Origin of the sequence: Faecalibacter macacae (genome assembly GCF_003687725.1) — a bacterium.
Lineage (GTDB): Bacteria > Bacteroidota > Bacteroidia > Flavobacteriales > Weeksellaceae > Empedobacter > Empedobacter macacae.
On sequence record NZ_RDOJ01000008.1, the window covers coordinates 69,601 to 89,101 of the forward strand.

Below are 19,501 nucleotides of genomic sequence, written 5' to 3' on the forward strand. Positions count from 1 at the left end.
TGGCTTTTGTTTTATGATAGTATTTCCATTTTATACTCTTGTACTGAATCTATTTTTGGTAATTCATTTCCAGGATAATAAAGTGTAAACATTTCTTTCGATTTTTGGATTTCTAATTCATTTATCCAACTTTTCCAATCAAATGAAATTGCCATTAATACTAAACGGTCTTTAGTTACAATTTCATTAGCTTCTTTAAAAATCTCTGTATCTTTTTTATTGACTTCAAAACCAAATAAATCTTTAGGTTTAGATTTTTGAGTCGAATAATAATCAATTGCAATTAATTGCATTAAAATTTCATCTTCAAAATTAGCTTTTGTGTATTCTACTATAGTTTCGTAAATCTCAACAATTGTAAATTTATACGCATGATTTCTATTCCTGAAATACTTTCCTAATCCCATTAAATAATCGAAAATACTATAATTTTCAGAAACATATTTTAAGGTATGAAAAGCTCTGGGTTTATTCCAATAAATTTCTAAAGCACTTTCTAAATCAGTAATATCTTGTAATTCTTTCGCGCTTAAAAAGTTACTTTCTATGATTTGATATGGAGGTTCTGGATCAAATTTATAACCATAATTCTCGTATTTTTCTCGAACAGGAGTACCTTTCAAGAATTTTAAGAATCCTAATTGTAATTCGGGCGGATATAATTTAAAAGTAGATTCAAAACTGAATTTTAAATCAGAAATATATTCCAAAGGTAAACCTACAATTAAATCTAAGTGCATTTCGATGCGATCTTTTAATTGATGAATAACATTTGAAGTTTTCTCGAAGTTTTGTTTTCTACTAACTTCTCTGTTACTTTCTTGGTTTACAGTCTGAATTCCGATCTCGAAACGAAATAATCCTGGAGGGACTTTTTCATTGATAAATTTGATAATGTCTGGATGAACAATATCGGCTGTAATTTCAAATTGAAAAACATTTCCGGGTTTATGATTATCTAAAATAAACTGGAATAATTCTATTGTAAAATCACGTTTAATATTAAAAGTTCGGTCTAAAAATTTAATCGTTTTACCATGTTCCATCAAATACAATAGATTTTGTTTGATGGTATCCATTGGTAAATAACGCATTTTATTATCTAAACTTGCTAAACAAAATTCGCATTTATAAGGGCAGCCACGAGAAGTTTCTATATAACAAACACGATTAATCAATGTCGAAGGGTCATCGTATTGATATGGATTTCGTCCTTCTAAATTTTTAATATCAAAAGTTATATTTTCTTTATTAAAAATTACTTTTTCGTCTTTTTTATAAACTAAGTTTGGGACATTTTCAATTGCAGGGTATTGTTCTACAAACTTTTCAAACGGAATTTCTCCTTCTCCGATAATAATATAATCAATGCAATCTTGTGCAATAACATCATCATATTCGTAGCTAACTTCAGGACCACCTAAAAGAATTTTTGTGTTTGGAGCAATTTTTTTAATGCGTTTACAAACTTCTAAAGTCTGAGAGATATTCCATATGTAACAACTAAAACAAACAATGTCATATTTAGCACATTTTTTAGCAATTTCATCAAAATCTAACTTGATGGTAAATTCTTTCCAATCGATATTTCCTTTGTGATGATTTAAATCGTAAAGAATTCTAATCGCAAGATTAATGTGAATATATTTTGCGTTTAAAGTTGTTAATAATATTGAGGGTTGCATTAATTCTTTATTTAAAATGCAAAATTAGGATATTTTATCTGAAATTAACGGTGACCAATGCCAACACTAGCAGAAATACTAGTTCTATTTACTTTTTTAGGTAAGTTTTTCTTGACTTTGATATCAAAAATTATAGGTTTTTTTGGAATCTCATTAGGATGAGTAGGGGAATAGCTAATTTTAATTACATTTTCAAGACCTTTTGTAACTTCTCCGAAAACTGTAAAATCATGATCTAATCTTGGTTGACCACCATTTTTTAAGTATTCTTCACGTTGCTGAGCAGTATATTTAATTCCTTTTTTCTGTTCTAATAGCTCTAAATCAATTTCATTAATTTGTTTTCCAACTACAAAATATATTTGATTGTAGAAAGAACTTTTTGTTGGATTTAAATCTCGTCCTGCACCTAATGCACCAATCTTGTGGAAAGCTTTTGGATTAAATTCTGGTGCTAGTCGAATTGGTTCTATATCTGGAGTTAAAGCTTCACGAGCTAAAATAGGATCATCAAGCTCGCCACCTTGAATTACAAAATCCTTTACAACTCGATTAAATTCAGCATTTTTATACGTTCCTTTTTTTATTTCTGATAAAATTAAATCTCTATGATTTGGTGTAAAATCGTATAACATTACTTTAAATTTACCTTGATTGGTTTTAAATTTTAAAGTATAAGTTTGTGCTTGTGATTTAGTCGTTAATAAAACTAAAAGTGCTGTAAATAGTGTAGATACGATTTGTTTTTTCATAGTTCGAATATATTATAAAACGTAGTTTAAAATACTAAAAAAATGACAAAATGTTCCAATTAATACAAATACATGAAAAATTGCGTGATTGTAAGGTATTTTTTTAATGCTATATAAAATGGCACCAACAGTATATGCAATTCCACCAGCAATTAACCAATTAATACCTTCTTCTGAAACATTTTTTTGTAAATCTGAAAATGAAAATACAATCATCCAACCCATTAATACATACATTAATGTTGAAACAACTTTAAATCTTCCTGTAAAAAATAATTTTATAATTATACCAATTAATGCAAATCCCCAAACGATTGCAAATACTTTCCAACCATTATCATTTACTAAAGAAACTAGGGTATATGGTGTATATGAACCGGCGATTAATACATAAATGGCAACGTGATCAAATATTTTTAATTTAATCCTTTTTTCAGGATTTGTAGCAGCATGATATAATGTTGAAGCAAGGTATAAAGTTATCATACTAAGTCCAAAAATTATAAAACTAACGGTAGCCCATCTATTTTCTATTATTAAAGACTTTTTTATTAACAATATTAGTCCAACGATACTCAAAAATAAGCCTAATAAATGGCTATATACATTTAGTTTTTCTTCAGTAGGACTATATGAATTTAATATTTCTTGTTTCATAGAAACAAATGTAGAGAAACCTAAAATATTGTAGAATATTATTATTAATTTTTAATGAGTAAAAGTTAGTGTTAAATTTTACAATTAGCTTATCTAAGTAAATCAGTTATGAATATTTATAGTGTGTGATATTTATTATATTTTAAATAAATAGTTTTATTAATTATAAATAATATAATTATTAAGTTTAAATCTTAAAAAAAAAAGGTATATTATTTGATAAGTACTTAATTAGTAATAATGTAACCATATACAACTTAGATAATAATACTGAAAAAGCAATTATTCGGTCTGCTCAACTTCAAAAGGTTGGGCAGTTTTTTATTTTATTTGTTTTAATATTCGTTCTAGTCCAAAAACACACAAAATACTTATACATGCTATTGTTCCTAATAATCCTCCAAATCCGATGAAAAAAGTAGAAACATGCTGAAATAGTGCGCAAAATATAAAAGAGGAAATAATAAAATCTAATTTTTTATGTTCGTGAAGTTTTGCAATCATCCCCATGAAAGTTGCCCCCATCATAATTAAAAAATAATCCTTGAAAAAGTAAAGATGTAGATTCTTTTCAATACAGATTTGGTATATGATTCCGATAACTAATGCAACGGAAGCTGACGCTGTAACACCTCCCAATTTTCGAGTATTATTTAAATGATAAGTAAGCCAATAAATAATAAAGCAACAAAGTACTTTAGAAAGGAATAGCATGGTTGACATATTTTAAGATTAAAACTCCTGCGATTACAGATGCAAAAGCAATGGTACCTAATTTTCCTCCAACACCAGCATAAAAATTTTTACTTAAATAGAATAAAACACCAGCAAAAAATCCAATTAAAAAAATCAAGTAAAAAGAATAATGATTGTCAGGATTTGTCATTCCAACAAAAGCTCCACAATAGACAGGTAAAGCAATTAGTATTTTCATTCTTTTCTCTAAAAATATTGCAATTAGCCCAACAATAGCTGCAGATAATATAGGGTTGAAATTGGCAAATATTTGTAAACTATAAGCAGAAATTGTTCCTAATAAAACAAGAGGTATTGTTATTAATTTATCGGTTTCAAAAGTTGTTTTGTAAAATTTTGGTTGACCAATACCTATGATCAAAAGAATAGCAACACAAATAATAAATAAAATTTTACGAATAGAAGTATAGTTTTCAATTCCTGCTAAATAAAGAAATAAGAGGAAAGGAAAACAAAATAGGCTATGAAACAAGATTGCTAAAAACTTCTTCATTGTAAAAATAAAAGCCTTAACAAAGAAAGGCTTTAGATATATTTATGATTTAAATTCTTTTAATAACATGGCGTGTACTGCAGTTTCGTAGTATAAAATGGCGCATGTTTGTAAAAATTCAGCATGAGTTGATTTTTCAATTACATCGTCAATTTTCATCTCATAATATGTTTCAATTAAATGTGAAATTGAACCTTTAAAATCCTCACGAGTCATCGTTTTATCTTTCAATTCTTTCATGATATAATTATCAGATTGTAAGAAATGAGATCTGTAATTTCCAATCATAGTTTTGCGAATATTCATAGCATTATGAACGATTTGAGAAATTATGACACCACGTTTTTCTTTTTCGAAATTCCATTCTTTACGTACTTTTCGAGGATTTTGAGTATAGAATAATTGGTGATGATATTGGTGAACGTATTTCGCTATATCAGTATTTGCATTCATGTAAAAGAATTGTAAAATAGAACTAAATAAATGGTTCGCATTCAATTCATTTGGGTGATATGTAAATAAAAGAGGATACGCAAATAACGTTTTAAATACAGGTGATAACGTATCAATAATTGTTAAACTTAGGAAATTAGTTCCTTCAAAATCTATTGATTGATATTTTTGATAGTAATTAATTCCGGCAACATAACATTGCGTATTATCTAAATGTAAAGCTTTTAAGTATTGTCCTATATATTCAAAAAACTTAATATTTAAACGATGTAAAGTAGCTAATTTGTATTTTGTATCTTTAAATTCGAATGTCCAATCTTCTAATACGCTAGCATCAGAAATAATACTTGTATGATCTGGGTTTTGTTTTATAAATTTTTCAATCTGGTTTTCTTGGCCTAATAATTCATTTAAAACAATGTGATTGTATGTTAAAATTGCTGAAGAAATAGGAGTTGCTTCAATTTCATTAAATGGATCATAAGCTTCGTTTGGTTTTGCGTATAATCTTATTAAATAATGTAATTCTTCCTGAATTCGAATTTCGTCTTTATAACGACTTAATATTTGATCTGTATTAGCAGTTACAATGCTAGTTCCTAAGAAAAATAATAAACCTTTTTGAACTTCCTCACTCCATCCACATCTTTCTAATGTTTGGTCAAAATAGGTTTTAAATACTGTATCTGTATTGGTTAAGTTTTCCATTGTGTATATCAATAATCCACGTAAAAATACTTCATTTTTTCTCAAAATGATTATTTCTCATCTGTGATTGAATAAAAAGTAACGTATTAAATTATAATTACCTGATATTTAATGGTATATAATTCTTTGGTTTAATTTGTTTCTATACATTTGTAAAAGATATCTTTATAAGAATCTAATATTTAACCAAACTAAAGAGCGATTTAAAGTAATTTAAACCGCTCTTCTTTTTTATTCAATTATTATTTTATTTCGTTTTGATTTTTTATGAATGTTAAAAAAGTAATTTGTTAAACAAATTATTGCAATTACTGCGGCTAAAATATAAGTGTATTTGAATCCGAAATTTGATGAAAACATTCCAAAAACGAAAGATCCTAATCCAATTCCAATATCATATAATAAAAAGAAAGTAGCAGATGCGGTTCCAGCTCTTGATGGTTCTGCTGAAGAAACACATATAGTTTGAAATGCAGGAAAAACAGCTCCATAACCTAATCCTATAATTGCTCCGGATAATAATAAAATGTAAGGAGATTGAGATAATGCGATTACTATTAAGCCTAAAGCCAAGAAAAATAATCCAGGATATACTAAGGCATGTGGACCTTTTTTATCATAAATTTTTCCGATTTTTGGTCGAGTAATTATTATTACTAATGCTAAACAAATAAAGAAATACATAGAATATTTAGCTTGTCCAATTTCTGTGAAATATAGAGCAATGTATGCGATTATAGAACTATAGGCAAATGCTAATAAAAATGAAGTAATACAAATTGGTAATGCTTTTTTTTCAATATATTGATCTATTCCTGTTATTATAGGTTTTTCAATTTTTTGTACATTTTCTTTCGATTTTTCTGATGTAAAAAAGCTAAAAATTATCGATAGTACAGCAAATAATGAAGCTACAATTAATAAAATACTATAATCATAATTATTAGCTAATAAAATACCTAATGCAGGTCCAACTACCATGGCCAAGCTCATAAATAATCCAAAATATCCTATTCCTTCTCCTTTTCTTTTACTTGGTATCCAGTCCATAGCTAATGCTGCTGTTGAAGTTGTAGCAGCTGAAAATCCAAATCCGTTAATAAAACGAACGATTAATAATGGTACGATTGCTTGCGTACCTAAATAGGCTACGTTACATATAATAAAAAGTACTAAGAAAATTAAAGCTATTTTTCTTTTGCCATATTGATCGGCCCATTTCCCGGTAAAAGGTCTTAATAATACAGTTCCTAAAATGTATAATGAAACAATTAAACTGATATGTGTTGCACTACCATGTAAATCATTTTTTACATATATAGGCATTGTTGCAGTTAATAAATAAAAGTTTGAGAATATAAAAAATGAACTTAAACAAACGTTTAAAAAGTTCTTGTTCCACAGCTTTTCTTCCATTATTATTCCTTTAAAAATTAGACTTTGCAAATTTCTTTATTAAATTTCTGTCCTTTTATTTAATTATAGACAGAGTTTTGTTTATTTACGCCATAAGAATTATCTATGTGTTTTAAATATGGTATTTGTTTTGTAACATGTTTTTAAAACATACTAAATGGATTGGGATGTAATCATCAGAAATTGGGAAAATGAAGACTTAATAAAGATAATTTTATCATTAATCGCAGGATTGCTACTTGGTATAGAACGTGAGGTGAAGGATAAGGCAGCAGGTTTTAATAACGATTACGATTATTTGTTTGGGAAGTACTTTGTTTACAGTTTTGTCTTTTAAAATTGGAGCAGGGGATTTTCAAGACGCAACACGAATTGCTTCTTATGTAGTTAGTGGTATTGGTTTTTTAGGTGCTGGCGTTATTTTTAAAGATGGTATAAATGTAAATGGATTAACAACGGCAGGTATAATTTGGATTGCCGCTGCTATTGGAATGTCATTTGGGTTTGGAGAATATTTAATCAGCATTGTATTTTTAGTATGCAGTTTGCTGGTGATATTTTTTGGAAATCTTATTTCTAGAACATTTATCAATAAAACCAGTTATAAAATAATTTCGGTTAAATATAATAGAGAAAATACAGAAGTTAAAGATCAGATAATTAATAGTTTAATTGAGTTTTGTTTAACTGTTGATTCAAAGTCATTTATCATGAAAGGAAATGAGATAACATGTTTATTTGAAATAACATACAAAGAAAAATATCTTCATTTAATTGAAAATTCATTAGTAAATAATGATAAAATTTTAGAATTAGGATTCTAATTTATAAAGTCATAAAATCTTGTTCCAATAAATCATCTAATGGGCTTTGTGCTATTGAAGTTGGTAGCTGTCTAAACGCAAAATTACGAACAGAAGTTAAAATTTTATTTTCTAACTGAGCAACTTTTCCCGCTAATCTTGAAGTGTGTATGATGTATTGCGTTCTTTTTAATCTTCGTTTATTATAGTTTTCAAAACACAAAATTATATTATCAGGATTATTTTTTAATTCATCTACCAAAACGCAAACATCTTCAACTGCCATGCAAGCACCTTGTCCCATATTTGGCGTTGTTGCATGCGCTGCATCCCCAATGATTAAAACACGGTTAAAGTTATAACTATTAATAGGTTCTAAATCCATAATTGGAGCAGTAATCAAGTCTTGTTGATTTGTTTTTTGTAAAGTAGAACGAATTAAACCAGAATAATCGGCAAAATTTCTTCTAATATCAGTTAAATCCCATTGATATACATCGCTGTTTAATGGAGTGTTTTTACAGGCATACCAATAAATTTGGTTATCTTTTAATGGTGTTAAACCAAATCGGCCATTTGGTCCCCAAGTTTCTATAGATTTTTTTGAGGTATAATTTTCATCTTTAATTACGCCACGCCAACAAATGTAACCAGCATATTTTGGAGTTGATTTTGGCAATAATTTTTGTCGTATTGCTGAAGATATTCCGTCTGATGCAATTACAAAGTCTGTAGTTTCGTTTGTATCATCATCAAAGTATAAGACAACCTTATCATAACTTTGTTGTAAATCAACTACCTTTTTTCCAGTTACAACATTTTTAGGATTTATGGATTGATATAAATAGTGATGTAAATCGGCACGATGAATTGCAAAATTATCTGTATTGTAATTTTTACGTAGTCTATTTGTATCTGCTTTTAAAATTGTTTTTTCTTTCCAGTCTTGGATTTCAAAATCATCCAACATGTGTCCAAGTGGAATGATCTTGTCATCATATCCTAAAATTTCAAATGCTTTCATTGCATTAGATGCTAATCCAAAACCAGCTCCAATACCACGAACTTCATCAGCTTTTTCGTATAAAGTATATGATATGTTTAAATCTTCGAAGGCTTTTGCTAAACACAAACCGGCGATACCGGCTCCAACAATTATAAAATTTTGATCAATCATGTAAATTCTAAAAAAATGCCTTAATTGATTAAAATTAAGGCATTATAAATTATAAGTAGATTATAAATTCTTATTCTTCAGTATAGTATTTAAAGAAGTATGGAATAGTTTCAATGCCTTTGTAGAAATTAAATAAACCATAATGTTCGTTAGGTGAGTGAATAACATCAGAGTTTAATCCGAATCCCATTAACACAGATTTTGTACCTAATTCTTCTTCAAATAAAGCAACAATCGGAATAGATCCACCAGCTCTTTCTGGTAAAGCTTCTTTCTCAAATGTTTCAGCTAATGCCTTTTTGGCTGCGATATACCCTTTATCAGTAGTTGGTAAAATATATGGTTTACCACCGTGATGAGGTTTTACAACAACTTCTACAGAAGATGGAGCAAGAGTTGGGAAATACTCAGCAAATTTACGTGTAATATCTTCATGGTCTTGACCAGGTACTAAACGCATTGAAATTTTAGCATAAGCCATTGATGGAATTACAGTTTTTGCACCAACACCTGTGTATCCTCCCCACATACCATTAACATCTAATGTTGGACGGATAGAAGTTCTTTCGATAGTCGTATAACCTTCTTCACCTTGAATATCAGCGATTCCGATTGATTTTTTGTAATCTTCTACATTAAAAGGAATTTTCGCCATTTCAGCTCTTTCATCAGTAGTTAATTCAATTACGTTATCGTAGAAACCAGGAATTGTTATTTCACCATTATCATTAATTAATTTAGCAATCATACCAGCTAAAACATTTAATGGATTTGGAACTGCACCACCGTACACACCAGAGTGCATGTCACGATTAGCACCTTTAACTTCAACTTCAACGTAAGATAAACCACGTAATCCGATTGAGATTGATGGTTGTTCGTTAGAAATCATTGAAGTGTCAGAAATTAAAATAACATCGTTTTTTAATTTCTCTTTATTATCTTTTACGAAGTTAACTAAAGATGGAGAACCAATTTCTTCTTCTCCTTCAATCATAAACTTAACGTTACAAGGTAATTCGTTTGTTTTGTTTAAAGCTTCAAAAGCTTTAACGTGCATAAACATTTGACCTTTATCGTCTGCAGATCCACGTGCAAAGATTGCTCCGTCTGGGTGAATTTCTGTTTTCTTGATTACCGGCTCAAATGGACCTGATTCCCATAACTCTAATGGATCAGCTGGTTGTACATCATAGTGTCCGTACACTAATACAGTTGGTTTTGTAGGATCTACAATTTTTTCTCCATAAACAACTGGGAATCCTTCAGTTTCACAAATTTCTACATTATCAGCACCAGCATCAGTTAAATATTTAGCAATTAATTCTGCTGCATTATTAACGTCTTGTGTGTAAGCTGTATCAGCACTAATTGAAGGTATCTTAAGTAATTCGATTAATTCATCAAGAAATCTTTCTTTATTTTCTTGGATAAATTGTTGCGTATTGTTCATTTCTGTTTTTTATGAATAATGTATAAAGTTAAGCATAAATATTAATACTGAAGTTATAAAATAGGATTTATTAGGATTGAAAAAGTAGTGTATCTTTGCAAAAAATTGATATATGATATTATACAATACAACTTTTGTTGTTGAAGATAGTGTACACGAAGAATGGTTACCTTGGTTTAAGGAAGAACATTTAAAAGATTATTTAAATACAAATTGTTTTTTAGGTGCTCGTTTAGGGAAAATTACCTCTCATGAAGAGCCTGGTTTTAAAAGTTATTCGTTGCAATTATTTGTGAATGATGATTTGACTTTAGAACAGTTTAGAAATAACTTTTTAGATGGAATCCAGCAAAAATCATTACAAAAATTTGCAACTAAGGTTTTAACTTTTGCAAGTGAAATGGAACATTTAGGAGATTTTAATTAATATAAAAAAAGCAGATTCAATTTTGAATCTGCTTTTTTTATATCATTAATAAAGTATTATCTTTTTCCAGGTAAATAAATTTGAAATCCAACTGCTACTCCTAATCCATTTTGAGCTTCTGCCGAAGCGTGGTTAGATTTTGAATAGTTATAACCTCCTGTTACTTCTAATGCAACTGTTCTTGAGATAAAATGTGCATATCCAGCATTAATTCCAAATCCGAATGATGTGTCAGATGTTCCGCCGCTTTCAGCTCCAGTAATACCTAATTCTCCTTGTCCAAAGAAACGTCCAGTAGAACTAGCCCCTTCTGGGAAGTAATAACGGATAAATGGCATTAATTTGTAGCTCCAAATATTATCACCACCTTTTACAGTTTGTAATCCTAATCCTGTAGTTAAACCAAGAGCTACACCATCTGAAATAAAGTAACCTGCTTGTGGATTTATGTTGATGTTAAAGTTTTCACCTTCGAATGAATATCCTAACGAACCGATAGATCCACCTACTAACCAATTTCCTTTTTGGATGGGTTTTTCACCAACTTCAGCAGATGAAACAGGCCTCGTAATGTCTTGCCCTAAAGTAAATATTGAAGCAGAAAATGTTAATGTTAAAATTATTTTTTTCATATAGTTTTATTTTGGTTAACTTAATTTTAACAAAGACTGTTCAAAAAAAAAATGCAACATGTAATATGTTGCATTTTATCTTATTGTTATTTAGTTTTTTATAGCTCGAATGAACGAACAGCTTCTAATGTTTTATTGATTTCAGCATCCTTAATTGCATCAGAAATAAACCAAGTTTCGTATCCTGAAGGAGCAATGTAAACTTCGTTCGTTAATAAATGATGGAAGAATTTATTGAATGTTTCGTGGTTACATTTTGTTGCAACGTCTTCAAAATTATTGATTTCATTGGCTTCCGTAAAGAATACCGACATCATTGAACCGAATTGATTGATGTGATTTGCAATACCTTTTTCGTTTAAAATCGTATGGATTTCTTTTGATAACGTTTCAGTTGTTGCATCAATACGGTTGAATAAATCACGATCATTGTTAATGATGTTTAAAGTCGTATAACCAGCACGCATTGCAATTGGATTCCCAGATAATGTTCCGGCTTGGTACACTGGTCCAAGTGGTGCTAGATGATTCATGATTTCAGCACGAGCCGCGAAAGCCCCTACAGGGAAACCACCACCGATAACTTTTCCAAATGTTACAATATCAGCTGCAATGTTTAAACGCTCTTGTGCACCTCCCATAGCTTGACGGAATCCAGTCATTACTTCATCGAAGATTAATAATGCACCGTTTTCTGTACAAAGTGTGCGTAACCCTTCTAAGAAACCTTCTTGTGGTACAACACAACCCATATTACCAGCAATTGGTTCTACGATAATAGCTGCAATTTCGCCATTATTTTGTTCAAATAATGCTTTAACAGATTCTAAATTATTGTATTCTGCTAATAATGTGTCTTTTGCAGTTCCTTGTGTAACACCAGGAGAATTTGGGTTACCAAAAGTTGCAGCTCCAGATCCAGCTTTAATTAAAAATGCATCTGAGTGACCGTGGTAACAACCCTCGAATTTTACAATTTTATCACGATTTGTATATCCACGCGCTAAACGAATAGCAGACATACAAGCTTCTGTACCTGAGTTTACCATACGTACCATATCTATGTTTGGTACAACAGATGTGATTAATTTCGCAATTTCAGTTTCTAATTCAGTTGGCGTTCCGAAAGAAAACCCTTTTTTCATCTGCTCAACTGTTGCATTTAATACATCTGGGTGAGTATGTCCAATAATCATAGGTCCCCAAGAATTGATGTAATCTACATAGCTACGACCATCTTCGTCGTAAATATATGCTCCTTCTGCTTTAGAAATAAAAATTGGAGTACCACCAACTGATTTGAATGCTCTTACAGGTGAATTAACACCACCTGGTATATAATTTTGTGCATCTGCAAATAATGCACTACTTCTTTGATACAACATAATAAACTGTAAAAATAGTTATGCAAATTTAACGAAACTAGCTTGAATAAAGAAGTATAATGAAATTGATTTCTTTAAAAGTTTTCGTAATAATTGTTTTAAATTATTTATTAAGCAACAAAATACAGATATATAGGTAGATTTAGATGTAATTCTCTATCTATATTTGCATCAATAACCAACTAACCAACCAACTAACCTAAACTTATTTTTAGAATTGATTGATGATTATCTAAGTAGAAAATCAAATCTCTTAAGATTTGATTTTCTTTTAGAATATATTTATTCCCAACCAAAAATAATTGTTCTTTCGCTCTTGTTAGTGCAACGTTTAATTTTCTGTCTACATCACCAGCATCATTCATATTTACCAACGAATTTAATTGTGCATAATGCGTTACAGCAAAACTATAAATGATGATATCACGCTGACTTCCTTGGTAACGCTCGACAGTGTCAACCGTAATTTGCTCGAAATTTGGAATATTGGCTAATTCTAATTTTTGTTTAATTAACGCAATTTGATTTCTAAAAGGTGCAATTATTCCAATCGTTTTCTTTGGATTGAATTCTTTTTGATTAAAATTATAAACACGTATTATCTCTTTAACCATTTCAACAACTAAATCAGCTTCTTGATAATTTGTTTTTGGTAAAGATGGATGTTCTTCAACTTCTAAAAATGCAAAACGTTTAGTTGTTAAAAGTGATTGAAAATAATTGTTTTCAAATGATTTTAAATTTAATTCAGCTCGTTGACGAGAAAGACTTTGTTTAGCATCAGCAGATAAATGATTTAAATCGAAAGCAACATTTAATTTTCCTCCATAAAAATGATGATTTGGGAAATCTGCAATTTCATGATGCATACGACCTTGATAGGTTAATTGATCGTAAGCATTGTCGTAATTATTTTGTTCACAGAATTCGTAAAGTCTCTCAAACAAAGAGTTTTTACGATTGACTAAACCAATTTCTTCTAATTTTTCAGAATTTGTTTTAGATAATTCAGGCGATTGTAAAACAATTGCAGGTAATTGTTTATGATCACCAATCATGATAAATCGTTTAGCTTTCGGTAAAATTCCAATTATCTGAGGTTCTAAAATTTGAGAAGCTTCGTCGATGATTATCGTATCAAATTTCTTTAGTTTTAAAATATCAGATTTACTTGTAATCGAAGCGACAGTCGACACAAAAATGCGCTGATTATTGATTAAATCTACTATTGTTTTTCGTGTAAATTTATCACCACTTTGTTTTAATTCTTCTTCTTTTCGACGAATTATCACATTCAACAAGTTTTTATGATGTTCTGGCGACGAAGTCAATTCACTCCCAATTCTTATGTATTTTTGATTAACCGTGTCATCAATTGCTTCATTAATACTTTCACATAATTCGTCTACCGCACGATTGGTATACGCTAATAATAAGATATTTGAATTAGTATTTGTATGTAATTCTTTTACCAATTCATTGATAATAATCGATGTCTTTCCCGTTCCTGGAGGTCCATTTAATAAAAAATAATCTTCGCTTGAAAGTGCTTTTTTCAGAATTCGATTTTGTTCTTCTGATAAATGATCTTTATGAAAATTGTATGCTAATTGATTAATTGGTTCACGCTGATTTAATAATAATTGTTTTGTTTCCGATTTACTTTTCATAAAAGCATAGATATTTCTATACATCGAAATGAACGAATTATCCATGAAATCTCGTTCCAAAGCCCATTTTGCATCGGTACCTAAAGTATCAAAAAAGTGAGTGTTGGGTTGTTTATATCTAAATTGAAGTGTTATTAAATCTTTTGTGATTGAACGAATTGTACACTTGAAAATCTGATTTGATAATGCTGTTTCTTCATTGTTGTTTCTTGGGTATAATACGCAAATATCTCCTTCACGAATTGATATAAAATCATTAGCTGGATTGGTACGTTTTAAAACAATTTGACGTTTGTCTTGATGAATAGAATTTTCTTGAATCATCAAATCATAAATGATTTCGTAGTTTCTTGATTTTTCATCAAATGTGTTTAACCATAAACTTGCTAAACCATTGTTCGAATTAGATTGTCCCAAACCTAATTGACCCAAGTATTGTTCCTTCGCAATAAAGCTTGCAAAAGAGTAGAAGTATTCTTTTTCTAAGGGTGTACTTGTTTTGATTGGGATTTGAAATGCATCAATTTGATTCCCAACTAATTCCTTAAACTTAGGGTTTAAGTTTTTGGTTTTAATTATTTCATTTACATTAACTTGGTTAATTAAATTTTCTGTTAAATTTCGATCTCCAGTACTTAAAATATGTTCATTAACTATAATTAAATTTCTTAAATCCAAAATAGATTGAACGCGAGATAAATTAGGTTTATCATAACGTAAATTACCCATATATACTTTTGAATAAAAGATATATCCATCCGTATGATTGGCAATATCTTTAAATTCTAATTCGAATAAAACACCAATAATTTGATAATATAAAAACAACTGAACGGCATGATTGGGTTTAATTTTTACACCTTCATGATCACCAAATGGTGCACCGCCAGATTTTAATTCAACAATTTTATTTTTCCCTTCTGGATTTAAATCTAAAATATCCAAACGACCTTGAATCCCATATTGTTCACATAGGAAAGAAGGTTCTAAAAGTATACGATCCAATGAGATATCATACTTTTTAAAATCTTCTTCCATTACTTTCTGTATACGATCGTAATGACCTTTGGCTTCTTGGTAATATTCTTTGAATTTATCTGGATCTTTTAAATCATCACAAGAAGAAAATTCTAACGGATTGGTTTTAAAATCTTCAGTAAATAGATCATTAAATTGCGTATTTTCAATCCCTTCAGTTGTAAAAGCATCAACAACTTGATTGGCAAAATTTCCTAAACGAATATGTTTAGAATTTGGAGATTCTTCAAATTTACTTTTAATGAATTGCATCGGCGAAGTTCCGTAATCCTGGAAACATTCGGCAATAGAGGAGATGTTGATTAAATAATCAGGTTCTAAAATAATGAAACGAGGATGGTAAATATCTTCTTCATCAACAGATACATTAATCAAATTTAATTGTGCACCAACCCAAAATTTAGATGTCGATTTGAATCGTTCGTTGATTCCATCTTCATCTATACGAATCGTAATGTATTCACCATCTTCAATTTCTTCGTAATCACAAATCAAACAATCCATTTTAATTTCAATAACCTGAACACGCATTTTTTTGATGCGCTGTCGAGTTGTGATTTTATTTGTATAATATGCTTTTGCAGGAAAAAAGTACATTAATTCTGCCGGAGTCATAACTTCGTAAATTGAAGCAATAAACTTAGAAACATACATTAAATGCGTAAAATATTCTAATTCTTCTGGTTTATAGGATTGTGTCTCAACCTTTTTAACTGTAGCACGAAACGAATGGATTTTTGTTGAAACTTTGTAGGTATTACAGATGAACGAAAGCTTTGAGAAAAGATTCGAGAATTGTAAACTTTCGTTTTTAGTTAAATCGAAAGCTAAGTTTTCAACGACACGTTTTAAATCTAAATATTTAGAAATAATTGGTTTATTAGATTGCTGTATGGCTAAAATTTCTTCTAAAAAGCGAGAACCTTCCTGCGGATTCATGGAGTTTATTTTTTACAAAAATACGTTTAATCTTCTATAAAATTACTCCCAAGTTTTCCAATCCTCACTTGTGAAATTCCATTCTGGTGTGTTAATATTTCCTTCTTCTACTTTGTACCAAGGCGATCCATCAGTAGTATTCGGATTATTTAAAATCTGTAATTCTTGTGCAGGCATGTAACTTTGAGCGATTAAAACGTAAGTTACTGAATCGTTTTTAGCCAAATCTACAACCATAACTGCATGTCCGTATGGATTTCCTTTTTGTATTAAAATATCACCAATTTTGATATTTTGATGTGAAATAGTTTGTAATTGATTCTTTAGTGAAGCCGTATTTGCATAATTGAAAATATGTTCTAAATATTCCCAATATTTAGACTCTGAATAATCTCCATTTACATAATCGGAATAAAAACGTGGTTGCCCATCAGATAAAAAATTAAAAGCAATTTCTTTAAAACGTTTTTGTTGGTATAAATAATCTGCACGTAAACGCATAGTCGCATCTGCACATTGATGCAAATCTTTCGTTCCGATTGGTAAATCAATTACTGCATTATATACATTTTGATTGATTTTTTCTTTACCAGTATGATACAAAACTCGATTTCCAAATGGTTTTAAAGGAAGATGTTGCAAAAAGTATCCAAAATCGGATTTGTTATAATTTTCTCTTTCTGTACCTTTTGGAGTATTATATCTTTCCAAAATAGTGTTACCATTAGTATTGATATACGTCGCGTTGTTTTCTTCTGTAATTTCAGTCGTTTGATTCTCAGGTTTATCTTGATTTCCTGATTTAGATTCGCACGAAAGCATAAAGGCAAGTAGAAGTAGAGGAAGTCCTTTTAATGTATTAATAGTAATTTTTGTTTTTGGATATTTTTGTACAGAACGTATTAAAGATTTGGCTAAATCTTCAACTTTTAGAGGTTTGTATTTTTTAAATAAACCGATAGAATTGAAAAAGCCAATTACTTTTACACCTAAAACTTCACCTAATCGATCAGTATTTGGGCGTAATAAAAAGCCAGGTTGAAAGATGATTAATTGTTCGAAATTTAATTTTTTAATCGCATCTTCCAATTCGCCTTTTATTTTTGGATAAAAGAAATTTGAATTACTATCCGCATTCATACTCGAAACTAAAACAAACGAATTAACTTGATTTTGACTCGCAATTTCTGCAAATTTCAATTGATAATCATAATCAATAATTCGTTGTTTTTCTTTGCTTCCGGCATCTTTTAAAGTTGTGCCTAAACATGAAAACGCAACATCACCAATGATGTATTCAGAATATTTTTCTAATTGATCAAAATCAACAATAATTTCATTCACTTTAGAATGTGAAATATTCGTTTTACGACGAACAAGAATTACAATTTCATGATAATTAGAATCATTAATTAATTCTTGAACTAAAAATTTTCCTGTAGCGCCAGTAGCTCCAATAACGATTGCAATCATAGTATTTTAGATTCAATTAAAAATCAAAAATAGTAATTTGTAGGTTTAAAAAATAACACCAATATTAAATGATAAAAATTGATTATTTTGTTCTAAAATAGTACTATTAAAATAATCAGCTGAAATAAATAATTTTGGAAGATTTTTAAACTCAAAATCATAACGAATAGTCGCTCCAAATTCAGATATATTACTTGATAAATAATTATACTCTGATAGAACTAAATCTTTTATCGATTGCTTATAATCCTCAGAGAAAATAGCATCTTTATTTGTTACTTTTTTATAAGAAAATACAGGTTTTACAGAAAGTACATGCTGCTCATTAATCTGGTATTTAAGATCAGTTTTTAATCCAATTAAAATACTATTCCATTTTTGTCCATTAAATGGACCTATACGTTTTTCTACAAATTGTTCGTAGTTAGTAAAAGGCATTAGCGTAACATTTACTTTACGAGAATTGTATTGATAAAAAAGCTCTGCTGAATAATTTGTAATATCTTTTTTATACGATTTTTGTTTATAAATTAATTCAATAACCTTAGTGTTGTTGCTATATCCATATTCGGTTCCTATTTTTTTGCGGTAATTATATTGAGCTTTTATACCAAGTCGATTATTATTAATTGTAAAAAACTTAGCACCTTCAAATAAGTAATTTTCTTCAATTAAATCGGCTATGTCAAAATAATTAGTTTGTGTTCCGTTTGTGGTTTTAAGTAAATCATGTTTACTTTTTTTAGCCATTAAATAGAAATCATTATTATTTGAGATTTGTCCTCCATAAGTATATCCGAATTGCTCATAAATACTTGATATGTTATTGTTACCACCACTAAATAAATAGTTATAATTTCCGAATCCAGCCATTTGATTAACGGTAGGATATCCAAGAATACTTGCAAAACGAACATTGTTATTTTGTGTGTATTTTTCACCATGAATGAAAATTCCAGCTTCTAAATTTTTGTAAAAATTAAAGTTTAAACCAGCTTTAACTTCTAGATTAGAAGTAACAGTTTTATTTCTTGGATCTTTACTACGCGCACCCATTTGGGCGATATAATTCCCTTCTAAACCATATGAAATTCGGTTTAATTTTTTGGCAAAACCACCTTTAAAATTATATTTTTCAACATCTAATTTTCCTCCAACAGAATCGGCTACGCTATATGGTGAAATACGATCATAATCTAAATTCTCATTCCACTTAACGTCTTTTGTAGAGATAGAAGAATAAGCAGCTTCTCCCCATAAAGAGACATTTTTTTTAAGTGTTTGATAAGATTTTGTTTTTAAACCAAAAGATGTTTGATCCTTTCCTAATGGATATCGATTAATTTGGTCTTTATTTGTTTGAGAATTTATATATAATTCGGAGAAAGAAAAATTACTATAATCCGACATTGATGCCGGATTATAGTATAAATTATTTATAAAATCTCTTTCGGTATGATATTGTCTATTAATGGTTTCTAAATACGTAATAGAATCTTTTTTTTGATTTTGCGCTTGTACATTAACAGAAATCAAAACAGAAAATATCGTTAATCGAAATAAATTTTTGTGTTTCAAAATAAG

General features: G+C 29.2%; 17 protein-coding genes. 3 read left to right on the forward strand and 14 right to left on the reverse strand.

Translation table 11 applies throughout. From position 1 onward, the window contains the following. Positions 1 to 11: 11 nt before the first annotated feature. The 7 genes from EAH69_RS07465 to EAH69_RS07495 form a co-directional block, all read right to left on the reverse strand. Positions 12 to 1,685, reverse strand: a complete 1,674-nt coding sequence (locus EAH69_RS07465) for a B12-binding domain-containing radical SAM protein (protein WP_121934564.1) — start codon at positions 1,683 to 1,685, stop codon at positions 12 to 14. A 44-nt stretch (positions 1,686 to 1,729) separates the two neighbouring features. Then, entirely contained in the window at positions 1,730 to 2,437 is a 708-nt protein-coding gene (locus EAH69_RS07470; RefSeq protein ID WP_121934565.1) for a peptidylprolyl isomerase, read from the reverse strand. Positions 2,438 to 2,449: 12 nt separating this feature from the next. Next, the gene (gene trhA / locus EAH69_RS07475) at positions 2,450 to 3,094 is read right to left on the reverse strand and encodes a PAQR family membrane homeostasis protein TrhA (protein WP_121934566.1); all 645 of its coding nucleotides are present in this window, start codon (positions 3,092 to 3,094) and stop codon (positions 2,450 to 2,452) included. 321 nt (positions 3,095 to 3,415) lie between these two features. Next, on the reverse strand, positions 3,416 to 3,733 hold the full coding sequence (locus tag EAH69_RS07480) for a hypothetical protein (protein WP_147439108.1): 318 nt from the start codon (positions 3,731 to 3,733) through the stop codon (positions 3,416 to 3,418). Between the two features lie 58 nt (positions 3,734 to 3,791). Then, positions 3,792 to 4,343, reverse strand: coding sequence for a hypothetical protein (locus EAH69_RS07485; protein WP_121934568.1), 552 nt, complete (start codon positions 4,341 to 4,343; stop codon positions 3,792 to 3,794). Positions 4,344 to 4,385: 42 nt separating this feature from the next. Further along, entirely contained in the window at positions 4,386 to 5,549 is a 1,164-nt protein-coding gene (locus EAH69_RS07490; RefSeq protein ID WP_147439109.1) for a hypothetical protein, read from the reverse strand. A 186-nt stretch (positions 5,550 to 5,735) separates the two neighbouring features. Then, positions 5,736 to 6,920: an MFS transporter gene (locus EAH69_RS07495; RefSeq protein ID WP_121934570.1), complete on the reverse strand. Its 1,185-nt coding sequence runs from the start codon at positions 6,918 to 6,920 to the stop codon at positions 5,736 to 5,738. A gap of 157 nt (positions 6,921 to 7,077) precedes the next feature. Between EAH69_RS07495 and EAH69_RS07500 the strand changes: the two genes are divergently transcribed. Together EAH69_RS07500 and EAH69_RS07505 are read left to right on the forward strand one after the other, a co-directional pair. Beyond that, a complete protein-coding gene (locus EAH69_RS07500; RefSeq protein WP_121934571.1) occupies positions 7,078 to 7,257 on the forward strand; it encodes an MgtC/SapB family protein in 180 nt (59 codons plus the stop codon). After that, the gene (locus tag EAH69_RS07505) at positions 7,247 to 7,744 is read left to right on the forward strand and encodes an MgtC/SapB family protein (RefSeq protein WP_230466742.1); all 498 of its coding nucleotides are present in this window, start codon (positions 7,247 to 7,249) and stop codon (positions 7,742 to 7,744) included. Before EAH69_RS07500 ends, EAH69_RS07505 begins: the two co-directional genes overlap by 11 nt. A 1-nt stretch (position 7,745) precedes the next feature. On the opposite strand, the gene EAH69_RS07510 is transcribed toward EAH69_RS07505, so the two are convergent. Beyond that, positions 7,746 to 8,900 (reverse strand): FAD-dependent monooxygenase, encoded by a 1,155-nt coding sequence (locus EAH69_RS07510; protein ID WP_121934573.1) that lies wholly within the window; start codon positions 8,898 to 8,900, stop codon positions 7,746 to 7,748. A gap of 70 nt (positions 8,901 to 8,970) precedes the next feature. Beyond that, positions 8,971 to 10,353, reverse strand: a complete 1,383-nt coding sequence (locus EAH69_RS07515) for a dipeptidase (protein ID WP_121934574.1) — start codon at positions 10,351 to 10,353, stop codon at positions 8,971 to 8,973. Between the two features lie 112 nt (positions 10,354 to 10,465). Between EAH69_RS07515 and EAH69_RS07520 the strand changes: the two genes are divergently transcribed. Further along, positions 10,466 to 10,780: a DUF4286 family protein gene (locus tag EAH69_RS07520; RefSeq protein ID WP_121934575.1), complete on the forward strand. Its 315-nt coding sequence runs from the start codon at positions 10,466 to 10,468 to the stop codon at positions 10,778 to 10,780. 56 nt (positions 10,781 to 10,836) lie between these two features. On the opposite strand, the gene EAH69_RS07525 is transcribed toward EAH69_RS07520, so the two are convergent. The 5 genes from EAH69_RS07525 to EAH69_RS07545 form a co-directional block, all read right to left on the reverse strand. Next, positions 10,837 to 11,412: a hypothetical protein gene (locus EAH69_RS07525; protein ID WP_121934576.1), complete on the reverse strand. Its 576-nt coding sequence runs from the start codon at positions 11,410 to 11,412 to the stop codon at positions 10,837 to 10,839. A gap of 98 nt (positions 11,413 to 11,510) precedes the next feature. Further along, positions 11,511 to 12,797, reverse strand: a complete 1,287-nt coding sequence (hemL, locus tag EAH69_RS07530) for a glutamate-1-semialdehyde 2,1-aminomutase (protein WP_121934577.1) — start codon at positions 12,795 to 12,797, stop codon at positions 11,511 to 11,513. 194 nt (positions 12,798 to 12,991) lie between these two features. Further along, positions 12,992 to 16,444, reverse strand: a complete 3,453-nt coding sequence (locus EAH69_RS07535; RefSeq protein ID WP_121934578.1) for an AAA domain-containing protein — start codon at positions 16,442 to 16,444, stop codon at positions 12,992 to 12,994. Between the two features lie 42 nt (positions 16,445 to 16,486). Continuing rightward, positions 16,487 to 17,917 (reverse strand): DUF4846 domain-containing protein, encoded by a 1,431-nt coding sequence (locus EAH69_RS07540; protein ID WP_121934579.1) that lies wholly within the window; start codon positions 17,915 to 17,917, stop codon positions 16,487 to 16,489. 45 nt (positions 17,918 to 17,962) lie between these two features. Then, the gene (locus EAH69_RS07545) at positions 17,963 to 19,495 is read right to left on the reverse strand and encodes a DUF6850 family outer membrane beta-barrel protein (protein ID WP_147439110.1); all 1,533 of its coding nucleotides are present in this window, start codon (positions 19,493 to 19,495) and stop codon (positions 17,963 to 17,965) included. Positions 19,496 to 19,501 lie beyond the last annotated feature (6 nt).